Origin of the sequence: Paenibacillus sp. YYML68, assembly GCF_027923405.1 — a bacterium.
Taxonomy (GTDB): domain Bacteria; phylum Bacillota; class Bacilli; order Paenibacillales; family NBRC-103111; genus Paenibacillus_G.
Window position 1 is genome coordinate 2,200,712 of the sequence record NZ_BQYI01000001.1, and the last position, 16,768, is coordinate 2,217,479.

Consider the following 16,768-nt stretch of genomic DNA (forward strand, 5'->3'; position numbering starts at 1 on the left):
TTCGACCCGGCGCTGAAGCGCCTTAAGCCTCTCGGATTCGTGAATACGAAGACGTTATGTGAAAGTCAACACGAAGTGTATCAAGAAGCAAGACCCAACCCAATCCATTGAGGTGAATATTCCCGACAAGCGAGAAGCGAGGAAGCATGAATCAGGACAAGTTTGTTGTATCGGTGCTACTCGATAGGTCCTGCTTCTAGAGGTCGGGAACATTCGAATGGATTGGGTTGGTGCATAATTCCTTAATTTCTAATGCCCTTGTTCGATCGAAAGAAGTTCATTCCTAATAGTTTGTTGACTAACGAGAATCGTTATGATTTGGTAGTATTAGGAATGAAGGGAACGATCGAATCGATTTTGATTTCATAGGCAGGGAAGCGAGGAACTTTGATACAGGATGGTTAACAAGTGACAGCCAGTGGATTGGATCATACGAGTAACCTGCCACGCCAAGATTGTCGTGCTAATGTTTACTCTGGAGGAGGTTGTCACTTGTAAAACCTGTATCTAAGTTCCAAAAACTCAAAGAAGCGAATGAAATCAAAATCGAACAAGGGCAAGGAAATTAAGGAATTATGCGGGTAGCTCAGTTGACCATCACATATCACCGTATTCACGCATCGGTCGCTGAAGCTCCCTCGGTCTGCCGGTAGATGATTCAGGGAAGTGGATTCAGGCAGACAATCCTGCGAGGCTAAGTCTCCGACCCGCCGCTCCGCGGCTTAAGCCTCTCGGATTCGTGAATACGAAGACGTTATAAGAAATCGGCGAAATGATCATATAAAACAATAAACATAGGAGCATTATCCATGAGATGTCCTCATTGTAATGAAAAACTTAAAGAAATACCTTTATGTTATGGAAGTAATGCTCCGTACGTTTTTTATACAATTGATAAGAAGGAACGGGAACTGAGATTTGATTTGAATAAAGATCAATGTGTAATGGATGATAAATTCTTTTTTATTAGAGGTCATATTGAGATTCCTGTATTAGAATCAGATGATATCTTTATCTGGAGTGCATGGGTTTCATTAAGCGAAGAAAATTTTATCAAATCAACAGAACTTTGGAATTCAGAAGAAAGAATTAAAGAACCACCGTACTTTGGTTGGTTATCTACGGAGATATCTATATACTCGACACCAACATTAAACTTAAAGACGAATGTACATACAAGAAAAGTAGGATTAGTACCATTTATTGAATTAGAACCAAATGATCACCCATTGGCAATTGAACAAAGAACTGGAATAACAATGAAAAGAATACAGGAAATAACACATTTAATAATGCATAAGAAGTAATTATGAAGGTAATTCAAAGAAGTCGCCGACATCTTATAACACCGTATTCACGCGGCGGGCCTGACGGCCCTTGGTCTGCAGAGGCATTTCGGGAAGTGGATTCAGCAGACAACCCTGCGAGGCTAAGTGGCGGAGCCACCCGGCAGCTGGCGCTGCCTTAAGCCTCTCGGGTTCGTGAATACAAGAACGTTAAGTGAAAGCCAGCCCGAAGTAAATCATGAAGAAGATCCCAACCCAATCCATCAAGAGGTTGATCCCGACCTGGGAGAAGCGAGGAAGTGTGAATCAGGACAAGTTAGTTTGATCGATGAAACACGATCAGTCCTGCTTCTAGATGTCGGGAACAACCGGATGGATTGAGTTGGGGCATAATTCCTTAATTTCTAATGCCCTTGTTCGATCAATTCAGATTCATTCCTAATAGTTAGTTGACAACCAATTCTCGGTGTTGTCTTGGAACTATTATTAGGAATGAAGGAATTGATCTAGTATTTTGATTTCATAGGCAGTGGAGCGAGGAACTTAGATACAGGATGGTTAACAAGTGACAGCCAGTAGGATGGATCATACGAGTAACCTGCCACGCCAAGATTGTCGTGCTAATGTTTACTCTAGAGGAGGCTGTCACTTGTAAAACCTGTATCTAAGTTCCAAAACACAAAGGAAGTGAATGAAATCAAAATCGAACAAGGGCAAGGAAATTAAGGAATTATGCGGGTAGCTCAGCTGGCCATCACTTAACACCGTATTCACGCATCGGGTCTGCGCCCCTCGGTCTGCAGGAAGATTTTTCGGAGTAGCGGATTCAGCAGACAACCCTGCACTGGCTAAGTCTGACGACCCGCTCGCTAACGCTCACTTAAGCCAGTGAGGGTTCGTGAATACAAGAACGTTAAGTGAAAGCCAGCCCGAAGTAAATCATGAAGAAGATCCCAACCCAATCCATCAAGAGGTTGATCCCGACCTGGGAGAAGCGAGGAAGTGTGAATCAGGACAAGTTAGTTTGATCGATGCAACTCGATCAGTCCTGCTTCTAGAAGTCGGGATCAACCGGATGGATTGAGTTGGGGCATAATTCCTTAATTTCTAATGCCCTTGTTCGATCGATTCAGTTTCATTCCTAATAGTTAGTTGACACCCGATTCTCGATGTTGTGTTGGAGGTATTAGGAATGAAGGAATCGATCTAGGATTTTGATTTCATAGGCAGTGGAGCGAGGAACTTAGATACAGGATGGTTAACAAGTGACAGCCAGTAGGATGAATCATACGAGTAACCTGCCACGCCAAGATTGTCGTGCTAATGTTTACTCTAGAGGAGTTTGTCACTTGTAAAACCTGTATCTAAGTTCCAAAACGCAAAGAAGCGAATGAAACCAAAATCGAACAAGGGCAAGGGAATTAAGGAATTATGCGGGTAGCTCAGCTGGCCATCACTTAACACCGTATTCACGCATCGGGGCTGCGCCCCTCGGTCTGCAGGAAGATTTTTCGGAGTAGCGGATTCAGCAGACAACCCTGCACTGGCTAAGTCTGACGACCCGCTCGCTAACGCTCACTTAAGCCAGTGAGGGTTCGTGAATACGAAGACGTTAGATGAAACTCGCTTAAAGAAATAATGGATTAGTTTAAGTGCCGTCGTGAGCTGAAGCTCCCGAATCAATGGAGTAATCGTAGCGAGCAAGGAAGAAAACTCAAGAAGTGATCTCCTGACGGAGGCCACGATTACTCCATTGATGATGTTACTTTTGGAAGCGAGTTCGAAGAAGCCCGCGAGCATCATCTAACACAGTATTCACGCTGCGGTCCTGACGGCCCTTGGTCTGCCAGAGGAATTTCGGAGACGTGGACTCAGGCAGACAACCCTGCGAGGCTAAGTCTTCGACCCAGTCGCTCTGCTCCTTTAAGCCTCTCGGGTTCGTGAATACAACGACGTTATACGACAGAACCTATTCGAGCACAGGGGGTGAAATCATAGAAGAGTTAATAAAAACGCAAGTTCAACAATTAATTTATTCCGGATCACCTGTGAGAGGTTATTTTATAAAGGACCTTGATCTATATGATTCAAACTTGTTTGAGAATGAACAGGTTAAGTCAAACGTAATTTTAGAGAATTGCATTATTGATAAATTGGATTTAACTATTATGCTATTTACAGAAGAAGTTATTATTCGGGATTGCTCTATTAATTCAGCAAGTTTCCATGGTACATATTTTTTCAAGGGAATAACGATAGAACGATGTGTGTTTAATGAAATCTTCTATTTCGACTGTGGAGGGCACAACGAATTTTCGCATACAGTAAAATTAATAGGAAATAAATTCAAGAAATTTGTAGACTTTTTTGATGCATGGTTTATGGGACCAGTAGAAATTAGGAATTGTCAATTCACTGGCGGTACAAATCTACTATGTGATTCACTGGCATTTGACGTGGAGCCAACAATTGAAAATAACGAAGGAAACCTTAGACTCGAGAGATGATTCGAAGAAGCGGTTCCGTCGTATAACACCGCATTCACGCATCGGGCTGACGCCGTTGGTCGCAGACGTGGGTTCGAGGAAGTGGTTGCTGCGACAACCTCCTTCGGAGGTTCGTGAATGCAAGAACGTTAAGTGAAAGCCAGCCCGAAGTAAATCATGAAGAAAATCCCAACCCAATCCATCAAGAGGTTGATCCCGACCTAGGAGAAGCGAGGAAGTGTGAATCGTGAATCAGGACAAGTTAGTTTGATCGATGAAACACGATCAGTCCTGCTTCTAGATGTCGGGAACAATCGGATGGATTGAGTTGGGGCATAATTCCTTAATTTCTAATGCCCTTGTTCGATCAATTCAGATTCATTCCTAATGGTTAGTTGCCAACCAATTCTCGGTGTTGTCTTGGAACTATTATTAGGAATGAAGGAATTGATCTAGGATTTTGATTTCATAGGCAGTGGAGCGAGGAACTTAGATACAGGATGTTAACAAGTGACAGCCAGTAGGATGGATCATATGAGTAACCTGCCACGCCAAGATTGTCGTGCTAATGTTTACTCTTGAGGAGGCTGTCACTTGTAAAACCTGTATCTAAGTTCCAAAACACAAAGGAAGTGAATGAAATCAAAATCGAACAAGGGCAAGGAAATTAAGGAATTATGCGGGTAGCTCAGCTGGCCATCACTTAACACCGTATTCACGCATCGGGGCTGCGCCCCTCGGTCTGCCGGAAGATTTTTCGAAGTAGCGGATTCAGCAGACAACCCTGCACTGGCTAAGTCTGACGACCCGCTCGCTAACGCTCACTTAAGCCAGTGAGGGTTCGTGAATACAAGAACGTTAAGTGAAAGCCAGCCCGAAGTAAATCATGAAGAAAATCCCAACCCAATCCATCAAGAGGTTGATCCCGACCTGGGAGAAGCGAGGAAGTGTGAATCGTGAATCAGGACAAGTTAGTTTGATCGATGAAACACGATCAGTCCTGCTTCTAGATGTCGGGAACAACCGGATGGATTGAGTTGGTGCATAATTCCTTAATTTCTAATGCCCTTGTTCGATCAATTCAGATTCATTCCTAATGGTTAGTTGCCAACCAATTCTCGGTGTTGTCTTGGAACTATTATTAGGAATGAAGGAATTGATCTAGGATTTTGATTTCATAGGCAGTGGAGCGAGGAACTTAGATACAGGATGTTAACAAGTGACAGCCAGTAGGATGGATCATACGAGTAACCTGCCACGCCAAGATTGTCGTGCTAATGTTTACTCTAGAGGAGGCTGTCACTTGTAAAACCTGTATCTAAGTTCCAAAACACAAAGGAAGAGAATGAAATCAAAATCGAACAAGGGCAAGGAAATTAAGGAATTATGCGGGTAGCTCAGCTGGCCATCACTTAACACCGTATTCACGCATCGGGTCTGCGCCCCTCGGTCTGCCGGAAGATTTTTCGAAGTAGCGGATTCAGCAGACAACCCTGCACTGGCTAAGTCTGACGACCCGCTCGCTAACGCTCACTTAAGCCAGTGAGGGTTCGTGAATACAAGAACGTTATGTGAAAGTCAACACGAAGTGTATCAAGAAGCAAGACCCAACCCAATCCATTGAGGTGAATATTCCCAACAAGCGAGAAGCGAGGAAGCATGAATCAGGACAAGTTTGTTGTATCGGTGCTACTCGATAGGTCCTGCTTCTAGAGGTCGGGAACATTCGAATGGATTGGGTTGGTGCATAATTCCTTAATTTCTAATGCCCTTGTTCGATCGAAAGAAGTTCATTCCTAATAGTTTGTTGACTAACGAGAATCGTTATGATTTGGTAGTATTAGGAATGAAGGGAACGATCGAATCGATTTTGATTTCATAGGCAGGGAAGCGAGGAACTTTGATACAGGATGGTTAACAAGTGACAGCCAGTGGATTGGATCATACGAGTAAACTGCCACGCCAAGAATGGCGTGTTAATGTTTACTCTGGAGGAGGCTGTCACTTGTAAAACCTGTATCTAAGTTCCAAAAACTCAAAGAAGCGAATGAAATCAAAATCGAACAAGGGCAAGGAAATTAAGGAATTATGCGGGTAGCTCAGTTGACCATCACATAACACCGTATTCACGCATCGGTCGCTGAAGCTCCCTCGGTCTGCCGGTAGATGATTCAGGGAAGTGGATTCAGGCAGACAATCCTGCGAGGCTAAGTCTCCGACCCGCCGCTCCGCGGCTTAAGCCTCTCGGATTCGTGAATACGAAGACGTTAGCTGAAATTACCTGAAAACTAAAGGAGAAATCTCATGACAGATTTTAATTTATTAAAAGAAGAAGATCTATTTGAGGAACCATTTCTTTCAGAATATAAAGAAGAAATGCAGTTTTTTTATTCTGAACTTGTTCATCTAAATGTACAGTTGTTCATTATTGAAAAGATAATGAGATTTAGATTTGATCTTTTTGTCAATCCAAATCAAACAATATTTTTCAGTAATGTTTTAAGTAGTTTCTTTGAATCTAGTATATTGCGTATTGCTCGAATAATAACAGATACCGATGGGGATTTCAGAACGATTACAAAGTTTAAGAATAGGATATTCCAAAGTATAAAAGATGTTTACAAAGGAGAATTTCGAAATAGAATAAAGGAAAATCGGTTTGATAAAAATACTGAGGAATTACTTGTAAAGATTAGAGCTAGGAGAAACCAACGAATAGCACATACTATTATAAATGTAAGTGAAGAGGATCTTCATAAATCGACAATCTATTTAAAGGATTTATTTAGTTTACGAGATCAATTGAACTCAATACTTTCTACATTGTCATTTGGCACCACACGAATGATGCTACCAATTCAATACGATGAACATGTTCAGCACCCTAAGGGTACAGATAGTAGAACAGATATTGAGCGAATTTTAGATAGTCTTGCATTTGATAGCTTTATTTTATCTTTGCCAGAGAAGAATCCAGTTCTGTGGGATGCCAGAAAAAGATCACTAAAAGAGCATGACATAAAGGAGATAAATTTTTATAGGAGCAAGTTGGGTTTAAAGAATGTTTAGGCAACTCGAAGATGTCAGGTAACTTCAGCTAACACCGCATTCACGCATCGGGCTGACGCCCTCGGTCGCAGACGTGGGTTCGAGGAAGCGGGTGCTGCGACAACTCCCTACGGGAGTTCGTGAATGCGAGGAACGTTAGATGAAACTCGCTTAAAGAAATAATGGATTAGTTTAAGTGCCGTCGTGAGCTGAAGCTCCCGAATCAATGGAGTAATCGTAGCGATCAAGGAAGAAAACTCAAGAAGTGATCTCCTGACGGAGGCCACGATTACTCCATTGATGATGTTACTTTAGGAAGCGAGTTCGAAGAAGCCCGCGAGCATCATCTAACACAGTATTCACGCTGCGGGCCTGACGGCCCTTGGTCTGCCAGAGGAATTTCGGAGAAGTGGAATCAGGCAGACAACCCTGCGAGGCTAAGTCTTCGACCCAGTCGCTCCGCTCCTTTAAGCCTCTCGGGTTCGTGAATACAACGACGTTATCGGAAATTAATGTAAAGAGATGATGAGTATGATATTCCAGAGAAGTCTTTTCTCAAAGATATTGTTTACTGCAATATTTATTGGGTCAACACTATTATTGTATTTGTTTTTAGACCAGGATTTGGTGACCTTAGTTATATCAACCATTTTTTTGACTGTACTGACTTTAATAATTGGAGTTAACTACAGAGTAACAGACAATAAAGTTAGCAGATGTTTTTTTAGAATTACAATTTTTGAAGTTAATATTAATGATATAAATTATATTGAGTTCTATAGAGAGGATAAGGCCGGACATCTTAGAATTACAATTGCTAGTCCAGAAGAGGATGAATATAGAATTTGTTTTGATGATGAGAGTATAATTGTGATACCTTCTTATTATTTGAACGGGAGTATGGGTATAGGTGAATTACTGTGCAATAAATATAAGACCCCAAAGAAAATAACAACACGAACAAAATATTTTTCTGGAAACCCTTGACTGACTAGCAAGTAACTCGAAGAGGACATTAACTTCCGATAACACCGCATTCACGCGGCGGGCTGGCGCCCTTGGTCTGCCAGTAGTTAATTCGGAGAAGCGATTTCAGCAGACAACCCTGCGAGGCTAAGTCTTCGACCCGGCGCTGGCGCGCCTTAAGCCTCTCGGGTTCGTGAATGCAAGAACGTTAAGTGAAAGCCAGCCCGAAGTAAATCATGAAGAAAATCCCAACCCAATCCATCAAGAGGTTGATCCCGACCTGGGAGAAGCGAGGAAGTGTGAATCAGGACAAGTTAGTTTGATCGATGCAATTCGATCAGTCCTGCTTCTAGATGTCGGGAACAACCGGATGGATTGAGTTGGGGCATAATTCCTTAATTTCTAATGCCCTTGTTCGATCAATTCAGATTCATTCCTAATGGTTAGTTGACAACCAATTCTCGGTGTTGTCTTGGAACTATTATTAGGAATGAAGGAATTGATCTAGGATTTTGATTTCATAGGCAGTGGAGCGAGGAACTTAGATACAGGATGGTTAACAAGTGACAGCCAGTAGGATGGATCATACGAGTAACCTGCCACGCCAAGATTGTCGTGCTAATGTTTACTCTAGAGGAGGCTGTCACTTGTAAAACCTGTATCTAAGTTCCAAAACACAAAGGAAGAGAATGAAATCAAAATCGAACAAGGGCAAGGAAATTAAGGAATTATGCGGGTAGCTCAGCTGGCCATCACTTAACACCGTATTCACGCATCGGGTCTGCGCCCCTCGGTCTGCAGGAAGATTTTTCGAAGTAGCGGATTCAGCAGACAACCCTGCACTGGCTAAGTCTGACGACCCGCTCGCTAACGCTCACTTAAGCCAGTGAGGGTTCGTGAATACAAGAACGTTATCCGAAACCCCTGAAAAGCAATATATTATAAAACCTAAAGGAACTTGACAGTGAAAAGTTCTCGATAGAAAACAATCATGGCTTCCTCGCCACATCCCCGATATGAAAGTTGGGTTTAGCGTGACTGCCTAGTCCCCATACTGAGTAATACTGCGATTGGACAGAAATACGTGGCTCTTTTTGGTGGTTCGACCCTGTCTAGAAAACTGTGAGCATTCGTTATGTGAGCAACCCCGTGCTGGCTTCGGTACAAGAAGACCGAATGACCGCGGACAGAAAAATGGAGACTTCTAACGAATGCGCCAATCGTCAGTATCATTCGATTGGAGGTAGTTAAATGGAGATGTTAATTGCTCGGTGTGCCGGACTGGATGTGCATCAAGAAACCATTGTAGCTTGTGTCTTGACTGGCGAAGCGGATGAAGCACCACGCGCTGAAACACGCACTTTCCCTACGATGACTCGTGATTTGTTCTCCTTGATGACATGGCTCGAGTCCGAAGGTGTGACGCATATTGCCATGGAGAGTACAGGGATCTACTGGAAACCAGTGTACAACATATTGGAAGGGTACTTCGACATCGCCCTTGCCAATGCACAACGGATTAAGAATGTTTCTGGACGCAAAACGGATGTCAGCGATGCGGAGTGGATCGCTAAACTTTTGCGCGTAGGATTAATCGAGAAGAGCTTCGTGCCTACCGAGGATCTCCGAGAATTACGTGATTTAACACGTTTACGTAAGAAACGGGTTGGAAACTTGACCGCAGAGAAAAACCGCATTCAAAAAATGCTGGAAGCCTCCAACATCAAGTTGGGAACGGTTATTTCAGATGTGTTCGGCGTATCCGGACGCAATTTGCTGGAACGACTGGTCATGCAGGGCTACGTCGATCCGGATGATATTGAAGCCCGAGTACATGGCAACGTAAAACGTAATGTCGCTCGGGTGGCCGAGTCGCTCTTCGGAACGTTAAACAAGCACCAAATCTTGATGATTCGCAATTGCTGGGAGCATATTACCTTCCTCGAGCAATCCATCGCGTTGCTAGATGCAGAAATTGAGGTGCATCTTCAGTCCTATCAGGAAGCCTATCAGTTGATTCAAACGATTCCGGGCATAAGTGAGATTACCGCCGCAGCGATCATTGCCGAAATCGGAGTCGATATGGATCAGTTCCCAACGGCTGATCATCTCGCGTCCTGGGCAGGTGTGGCTCCGGGTAACCATGAGAGCGCGGGTAAAAAAAGTACACGAACACGTAAGGGCAATCCGCATGTGAAAACAGCTTTATGTGAAGCCGCTTGGGCAGCAACGAAGTGCCGAAAATCACAGTTGTCGGTTCGATTTTGGAAAATAGCTGCACGCCGTGGGAAGAACAAAGCCATTATTGCTCTAGCTCACAAAATGCTCACGATCATCTACATGATGTTAAAGACGAAGTCGACTTATATCGAAGGTGGACCTCCTGTCTCAAAACCTGTAGCTTAACAGTCTAGCCTATTTTAAGACTGATTATACATCACATCTCAAAAACGATGTGCCGGGCATCCTATTGCTATTTTTCAACTTTCTTCCAGAAAAACGCTATTTCTTAAAGCAACTTCGACGTTCTAATGACACTGCTTTCAATAATCCTTTCACAGAAAAATAACCCAACCTAGCGATTTTACGGTATCCTTAAGGTCTCACTCTAAAAGGATAGAATCGCTGGATGGGTTATAGACAACAGTCTAACCCATTTGCGGGCGATTGACCAGACCTATGCTCCCATACCTCGATAAAATCATAAATGAATTTCGTTCCTGCTTCTCCAGGCAAGCCACCTTTCACTGGTTTGTCATTACGGTGATCGGCCTGATGGTGCGCTCCGACCAGTTAGGGGTGACCTCCATTGTACGAGACCTTACGCTGCATCCGCGCTGCTACGAGACGCTGATCCATTTCTTTCGTTCTTCGGCCTGGTCGCTGGAATCCCTTCGATTAACTTGGCTCCAAGTCGTCCGCAAGGCGGCTCCTTTGATGACCGTTGGTGACCGCGTAGTCCTGGTGGGCGATGGCATGAAGCAGTCCAAGGAAGGCCGTCGAATGCCCGGCGTGAAGAAAATGCATCAGGAATCAGAAAATTCGTCCAAAGGTGAATATATCTTTGGCCATCTCTTTGGAGCCGTCGGTGTGTTGGTCGGAGCGTCGGCCAAATGGTTCTGCTTGCCCCTCTTTATGAATTTGCAAGACGGCGTGAAGACGATTTGGAACTGGGGAGCGTCCGCTCCAGCCGAGCCGAAATCAGATTCCCATGTGGTGCAAATGATCGGGCAGGGCTTTGCCGCCGCGAAGGTGCTTGGTGACGCCTTGTTCCTGCTGGATCGCTATTTTCTGTCCGTTCCGGCGCTGATCCGGTGGAAGCAGCAGCAGGCTGCGAGCGGAGTTCGGCTGGACCTCATCACGAAGGCCAAAGTCAACACCACAGCCTATGAATTCCCTGCCGCCAAAAAACCAGGCCGGGGCCGTCCGCCGAAGAAAGGCGTGAAAGTCAAGCTCAAGGAGCTTTTTCAAACCCGGGCAGCATCGTTTCAAACGGCCAAGGTGATGCTGTATGGCAAGGAAGAAACGGTTTCCTTTTTGTGCCTGGACCTGTTGTGGGGGCAAAAGCTGTATCAGCCTTTGCGATTTGTCCTGGTGCTGCGTGGAGACCAGACCTCCATTTTGGTGAGTACGGACCTGACGCTTGCCGGTCCCGAGATCATTTCCTTGTACGGATACCGGTTCAAGATCGAATGTACGTTTCGGGAAATGAAACAAGTCATCGGCGCCTTCGGCTATCGCTTCTGGAGCAAATCCATGCCGAAGCTCAAGCGGTATCTGCGCAAGACCGAGAACCATCCACTGGAACAAGTAAAGAACGAACAGGATCAAAAGCGAATACGACAAACACTTGAAGCCATCGAAGGATTCGTCATGTGCAGTTGCATCGCAACCGGCTTAATTCAGATGGTCGCGTTGACGTTTTCGGCGCGTACGCCGGGCTTGTTCTCGCGCTATTTGCGAACACCATCGAAAGCCATCGTCTCTGAGGCTACCGTGGCGGTTTATTTGCGCAGATCCATTTTTCGCATGGTTGCCCAGCACCCGGATTTACCCATAACCGAAATAATTCGTTCCAAGCAGGAAAAAACCACGAACAACGTGGATTTGCTGGCTTCTTAAGCGTTAGAACTTTTCACTGTCCAGTAAAGGAAGAATACTCATGCAAATTCAAGGTATAAGTCACTTATGCTTTTCAGTGTCTGATTTAACTAAATCTATTATGTTTTATCAGCAAGTTTTTGGAGCAAAGATATTAGTAAAGGGCAGAAAGCTAGCTTATTTTGATTTAAATGGATTATGGATAGCTTTAAATGAGGAATCTGAAATTGAAAGAACCGAACAAAATAAATCATATACGCATATAGCATTTTCAATATTAGAAGAAGAATACGAGGCATTCAAAGATAAATTTAGAGAATTAGATGTCAATATAATATCTGGAAGAGAGCGTGATGAAAGAGACAAGAGGTCCATTTATTTTACAGACCCAGACGGGCACAAATTTGAATTACACACAGGACAATTAAATGATAGGATGGAATATTATAGAAATAGTAAAGTGCACATGACATTTTTTAACTAAGGATGGAGTAAGACAAGAAACAGATTGATGTAAGTATCTCTAAGAAGTCAGGGGCATCGGATAACACCGTATTCACGCTGCGGTCGCTGACGCTCCCTTGGTCTGCCAGGGGAATTTCGAGGAAGCGGATTCAGGCAGACAACTCCTGCGAGGCTAAGTCCTTCGGACCCGGCGCTAATGCGCCTTAAGCCTCTCGGGTTCGTGAATACAAGAACGTTATATGACATACCGGAAGAACTTGAAAAGGATGAAACAAAAATGATAACTAAATCAATACATCAGTTAGTTTTAAATGATTTTAACAACTTCCCATTTTGGAGAATTACTGATTATGATGTGAGTAATGGAGTCGATATGCTAGTGACACCCACTGAAGTAGAACTCATAGATCAGAACGAAGACTATTGGGTACGATTCAAGTGGGAGTTTAATGATGGAACGAGTGGGTATGGAATTGGGGTGTTAGAATTAAAGAATAAATTATTGAAAGGACTTTCGTTTTACATCAATGAAGAGTGGGAAGTATTCCATTTACCACCAGCTCCAGAATTTGTACTCGAAATAAGCGGCCCGGTGCCATTTAGTGAAAGAATAAAAAAATCACTAAAAGATATATTTCCAATTACCATAGAATCAGATACACAAAGAAATTATGAAGTAAAGATAATATTAGAACATAAGAGCGATTTGAATGCATCACAATGAAGTCCGGTACGTCATATAACACCGCATTCACGCATCGGGCTCGCGCCCTCGGTCTGCCAGAAGATAACTCGGAGAAGCGGATTCAGGCAGACAACCCTGCGAGGCTAAGTCTTCGACCCGCCGCTCCGCGGCTTAAGCCTCTCGGGTTCGTGAATGCAAGAACGTTAGGCGAAATTGCTGGGGACAATGAAAATAAAAAAGCCTATCAGAGTATGATAGACTTAATTCAGGTCTTATAGACATCACCACGGGAGCCAATTTTTATTACATGGATTACTAATATTTCTTCTTCAACTGTGTAAACAACTCGATATGAGCCAACACGCAAACGGAAATCTTGGAATGTTCCTTGCATTCTTTTAATATCAAGTTCAGGATGGAAAGGATCTTCGGCTAATATTTGTAAGTGTTGTATAATTCGCGTTCGCATTTTCTTATCTAATTTCTGTAGGTACTTTAGTGCACTTTTATCAATTTCAATTGAGTAAGTCATCAATAACGTCCTTAAGTTTTATGGTTTCACCACGCTTAAATGCTTCTTTTGCTTTTCTAATATCGTCTAGATCCTCCTGAGTTGTAGGTTCATCATCCCAAGGAATAAACCGATGATCACTCTTGTGAATTAATTTTTCAAGAAAGTCAGCTGCCATCGGGAGAGCATCCTCAGGTAATTGTTGAATCAACTTATTAAGTTGGTCCTTTGTTACTGCCATTTCAAGCACCACCTAATCAGGAAAGTTATTTTAATTATAGCATGAAATTAGAAAATCATGAATGGTGTTCTCGTGAGTAACTCGAAGAAGCCAGCAACATCGCCTAACACAGCATTCACGCATCGGGGCTAACGCCCCTCGGTCCGCGAGAAGTGTTTTCGAGGAAGAGGATTCAGCGGACAACCTCCTGCGGAGGTTCGTGAATGCAAGAACGTTAGACGAAACCAACGCTAGAATAAACCAATAACCAAATACGATCATATTAGAGATCTATTGTGACGTGAAGATCGGTTTACTTTACCGCGAGTTGTCATGGCTTGTGCTTAGTATGAATTCCGAAAAACCATCAGCGAAGGAAGTTAGTTTGATGTTTGGTTTACATTTGAGTCAGTTGGTCGACGTTCCATGATAAGGTAAGCGTCAAATACATCCCACCTTCACCCCATGTATGCATAGATGAGATAATGTCCTCAATATGAATCGAGGAGGACATCCCATGAATCGAGCGGAGCGACAACAGGCATGGAGAACTCGCATTGAGAACTATCGAGCGAGCGGTCAAACCATGGTAGTCTGGAGTAAAGCCAATAACCATACCATCCATGAGCTGAAGTACTGGCTCAAACAGATCGAAGGCCCCCCCAAATCCAAACGATCAAAGTCCGCATCAACCTTCATCCCCGTTACCGTGACACCTCCTCCCGCACGTAGCAATCTGCCAACGGGATCCCTACGGATTCATGTTGGAGCGGCTTCTATTGAACTGAGTGAGTCATTCGACTCTACCCAGCTTCGTGAAATCGTTAAGGTGCTGAAGGATCTATGTTGACCATTCCGAGCAGCATTCCCGTGTATTTAGCAAGCGGCAGTACGGACTTACGCAAGTCGATCGATGGCCTGGCCGCTCTGGTGCAGGAGGTGTATGCACTCAACCCCTTCTCGAGCAGCTTGTTCGTGTTCTGCAATCGACAGCGAGACAAGCTCAAGATTCTGTATTGGGATGTAAATGGCTTCTGGCTGTTCTACCGCCGCCTCGAACGCGGCACCTTCCAGTGGCCGACTGACGACAGCCATGCGACCATCGCGCTGACTCGTCGCGAATTGAACTGGTTGCTGGACGGACTGTCCATCGAGCAGCAGCAAGCGCATCCTGTGGTTTCCGTTCAAACGGTGGTGTAGGCGCGAGTGACCATCGTGCCTGCCTCCATCATGTTTACTTGAAAAGCAGGATAAACGTGGTCGTTCAGCGAATACATCCTTCATGACAAAACGTGCGGAATCACCCCAACCCCAAACTCTAGATGAATACAAAACATATAGCGAAGCGCTCGAGGCAGAGGTAAACAAGCTCAAGAAGCAAGTCCATATGCTGCTGGAGCAATCCAAGCTTGCCCAGCATAAGCGCTTCGGCTCTTCGAGCGAGAAGACGCATCCAGATCAGCTGTTCCTGTTTAACGAAGCAGAGCAGTCCGCTAGCCCTGCGCTCCCTGAGCCAACTGTGGAAACCGTGACCCACAAGCGGAAGAAAGTCAAGGGGGATCGCCTGGCGAAGTTTGATCATTTGCCTATAGAAACCGTGGAGTATCGATTGCCCGAGGAAGAGCAGGTTTGCTCGTGCTGCGATGGGAAACTGCATGAGATGAGCAGCGAAGCGCGCGATGAATTGGTGTTCATGCCTGCCCAGTACAAGATCGTGAGGAGCATTCGATTCATCTATAGCTGCCGTCACTGCGAGCGTAACGAGGAGAGCACTCCCGTGGTCACTGCTAAGGCACCTGCACCCGCGCATCCTGGAGGCCTGGCATCGGCTTCTATACTGGCCCATGTGATGCATCAGAAGTATGTCGAAAGCCTGCCGCTCTATCGTCAAGAGCAGCAGTTTCTTCGGCATGGTCTGATGCTGTCGCGTCAAACACTAGCCAACTGGATGATCTACGCGTCCGAACACTGGCTAGAGCCGCTATTTCATTACATGAAGTCGCACATGCTGCTGCACGACATCCTCCATGCGGACGAAACGACGTTTCCCGTGCTGCAGGAACCGGGACGGAAGGCCGAGCAGAAGTCGTACCTCTGGATGTACCGTACCGGACATACGAGTGAGCCCATCGTCTTGTACGAATACCAGCCGACCCGCAGTGGGGAGCACCCGCGTCAATTTCTAGAAGGCTTCAGCGGCTACCTGCATGCGGATGGATTCTCAGGCTACCATAAACTCACGGACGTGACACTCTGTGGTTGCTGGAGCCACGCAAGACGCAAGTTCGATGAGGCGCTGAAGGCGCTGCCGGCAGCCCATCGTACGGCCGAGGTGGCAGCTGGCAAGGGCTTATGGTTCTGCAATGAGCTGTTCGCTGTGGAACGACGGCTGAAGGATGTAAGCCCTGAGGCCCGGCACCAAGCTCGTCAGGAGCAGAGTGCGCCATTGCTGGAGGCTTGTTTGAAGTGGCTGCAAAACGCGGAAGCTGAGGTGCTGCCCAAAAGCTTGACCGGACAGGCGATCACCTACAGCCTGAACCAGTGGGACAAGCTTGTCGCATTTATGCAAGACGGCAGGCTCGAGATTGACAATAACCGAGCGGAGCGTGCCATCAAGCCGGTTGTGATTGGCCGGAAAAACTGGATGTTTGCCAATACGCCTAAAGGCGCGAAAGCAAGTGCGACGATCTACAGCATTGTGGAATCCGCAAAGGCGAGCGGGTTAAATCCGTATGCATACTTGAAGTTTTTGTTCGAGCAATTGCCACAGCTTCCGAACCTTCATGATCAGGATGCTTTGAGACAACTGGCTCCGTGGTCAACTTCATTGCCGGACTCTTGCCGTGTAGCACCACCGAAGTAACACTAGCTTACCTCAGCCCTCGTCTTTTGAATAGGTGTGGGCTATTTGACGCTTACATGATAAGTCAGAGTGTACTCGAAACGATGAGTAAAAGGCCGAATCTAAAAGATAATTGAAGAGTTAGCCGCGAAGATCAG

General features: G+C 45.0%; 13 protein-coding genes. 11 read left to right on the forward strand and 2 right to left on the reverse strand.

The features are described 5' to 3' along the window. Positions 1–809 precede the first annotated feature (809 nt). The 8 genes from PAE68_RS10020 to PAE68_RS10055 all read left to right on the forward strand — a co-directional run bounded on the left by PAE68_RS10020 (position 810) and on the right by PAE68_RS10055 (position 13,076). Positions 810–1,307 carry a DUF2199 domain-containing protein gene (locus PAE68_RS10020; protein WP_281886546.1) on the forward strand — a complete coding sequence of 166 codons (498 nt, stop codon included), beginning with the start codon at positions 810–812 and terminating at the stop codon, positions 1,305–1,307. Positions 1,308–3,151: 1,844 nt separating this feature from the next. Further along, on the forward strand, positions 3,152–3,793 hold the full coding sequence (locus PAE68_RS10025; protein ID WP_281886548.1) for a hypothetical protein: 642 nt from the start codon (positions 3,152–3,154) through the stop codon (positions 3,791–3,793). A 2,283-nt stretch (positions 3,794–6,076) separates the two neighbouring features. Continuing rightward, positions 6,077–6,841 (forward strand): AbiU2 domain-containing protein, encoded by a 765-nt coding sequence (locus PAE68_RS10030; protein WP_281886550.1) that lies wholly within the window; start codon positions 6,077–6,079, stop codon positions 6,839–6,841. A gap of 510 nt (positions 6,842–7,351) precedes the next feature. Continuing rightward, positions 7,352–7,807 (forward strand): hypothetical protein, encoded by a 456-nt coding sequence (locus tag PAE68_RS10035; RefSeq protein ID WP_281886552.1) that lies wholly within the window; start codon positions 7,352–7,354, stop codon positions 7,805–7,807. A gap of 1,230 nt (positions 7,808–9,037) precedes the next feature. Then, positions 9,038–10,192, forward strand: coding sequence for an IS110 family RNA-guided transposase (locus tag PAE68_RS10040; RefSeq protein WP_281886554.1), 1,155 nt, complete (start codon positions 9,038–9,040; stop codon positions 10,190–10,192). A 273-nt stretch (positions 10,193–10,465) separates the two neighbouring features. Next, entirely contained in the window at positions 10,466–11,908 is a 1,443-nt protein-coding gene (locus PAE68_RS10045; RefSeq protein ID WP_281886556.1) for a transposase, read from the forward strand. A 40-nt stretch (positions 11,909–11,948) separates the two neighbouring features. After that, the gene (gene fosB, locus PAE68_RS10050) at positions 11,949–12,371 is read left to right on the forward strand and encodes a metallothiol transferase FosB (RefSeq protein ID WP_281886534.1); all 423 of its coding nucleotides are present in this window, start codon (positions 11,949–11,951) and stop codon (positions 12,369–12,371) included. A gap of 201 nt (positions 12,372–12,572) precedes the next feature. Continuing rightward, on the forward strand, positions 12,573–13,076 hold the full coding sequence (locus tag PAE68_RS10055; protein ID WP_281886559.1) for a hypothetical protein: 504 nt from the start codon (positions 12,573–12,575) through the stop codon (positions 13,074–13,076). Positions 13,077–13,302: 226 nt separating this feature from the next. Here the strand turns inward: PAE68_RS10055 and PAE68_RS10060 are convergent, their stop codons facing one another. Further along, on the reverse strand, positions 13,303–13,569 hold the full coding sequence (locus PAE68_RS10060; RefSeq protein ID WP_281886561.1) for a type II toxin-antitoxin system RelE family toxin: 267 nt from the start codon (positions 13,567–13,569) through the stop codon (positions 13,303–13,305). After that, positions 13,553–13,789 (reverse strand): hypothetical protein, encoded by a 237-nt coding sequence (locus PAE68_RS10065; protein ID WP_281886563.1) that lies wholly within the window; start codon positions 13,787–13,789, stop codon positions 13,553–13,555. The genes PAE68_RS10060 and PAE68_RS10065 overlap by 17 nt, the downstream gene beginning before the upstream one ends. A gap of 496 nt (positions 13,790–14,285) precedes the next feature. Between PAE68_RS10065 and tnpA the strand changes: the two genes are divergently transcribed. The 3 genes from tnpA (at position 14,286) to tnpC (ending at position 16,631) form a co-directional block, all read left to right on the forward strand. After that, positions 14,286–14,618, forward strand: coding sequence for an IS66 family insertion sequence element accessory protein TnpA (gene tnpA, locus PAE68_RS10070; protein ID WP_281886565.1), 333 nt, complete (start codon positions 14,286–14,288; stop codon positions 14,616–14,618). Beyond that, positions 14,612–14,968 (forward strand): IS66 family insertion sequence element accessory protein TnpB, encoded by a 357-nt coding sequence (gene tnpB, locus PAE68_RS10075; RefSeq protein ID WP_281886541.1) that lies wholly within the window; start codon positions 14,612–14,614, stop codon positions 14,966–14,968. Before tnpA ends, tnpB begins: the two co-directional genes overlap by 7 nt. Positions 14,969–15,050: 82 nt before the next feature. Then, positions 15,051–16,631 carry an IS66 family transposase gene (gene tnpC / locus PAE68_RS10080; RefSeq protein ID WP_397378537.1) on the forward strand — a complete coding sequence of 527 codons (1,581 nt, stop codon included), beginning with the start codon at positions 15,051–15,053 and terminating at the stop codon, positions 16,629–16,631. The last annotated feature ends 137 nt before the right edge of the window (positions 16,632–16,768 follow it).

Excerpts from the sequence above, each read along its gene's own strand:
- PAE68_RS10020 (WP_281886546.1), top strand. The coding sequence starts at position 810 with ATGAGATGTCCTCATTGTAATGAAAAACTTAAAGAAATACCTTTATGT.
- PAE68_RS10030 (WP_281886550.1), top strand. The coding sequence starts at position 6,077 with ATGACAGATTTTAATTTATTAAAAGAAGAAGATCTATTTGAGGAACCA.
- PAE68_RS10035 (WP_281886552.1), top strand. The coding sequence starts at position 7,352 with ATGATATTCCAGAGAAGTCTTTTCTCAAAGATATTGTTTACTGCAATA.
- PAE68_RS10040 (WP_281886554.1), top strand. The coding sequence starts at position 9,038 with ATGGAGATGTTAATTGCTCGGTGTGCCGGACTGGATGTGCATCAAGAA.
- PAE68_RS10045 (WP_281886556.1), top strand. The coding sequence starts at position 10,466 with ATGCTCCCATACCTCGATAAAATCATAAATGAATTTCGTTCCTGCTTC.
- fosB (WP_281886534.1), top strand. The coding sequence starts at position 11,949 with ATGCAAATTCAAGGTATAAGTCACTTATGCTTTTCAGTGTCTGATTTA.
- PAE68_RS10060 (WP_281886561.1), bottom strand. The coding sequence starts at position 13,569 with ATGACTTACTCAATTGAAATTGATAAAAGTGCACTAAAGTACCTACAG.
- PAE68_RS10065 (WP_281886563.1), bottom strand. The coding sequence starts at position 13,789 with ATGGCAGTAACAAAGGACCAACTTAATAAGTTGATTCAACAATTACCT.
- tnpA (WP_281886565.1), top strand. The coding sequence starts at position 14,286 with ATGAATCGAGCGGAGCGACAACAGGCATGGAGAACTCGCATTGAGAAC.
- tnpB (WP_281886541.1), top strand. The coding sequence starts at position 14,612 with ATGTTGACCATTCCGAGCAGCATTCCCGTGTATTTAGCAAGCGGCAGT.
- tnpC (WP_397378537.1), top strand. The coding sequence starts at position 15,051 with ATGACAAAACGTGCGGAATCACCCCAACCCCAAACTCTAGATGAATAC.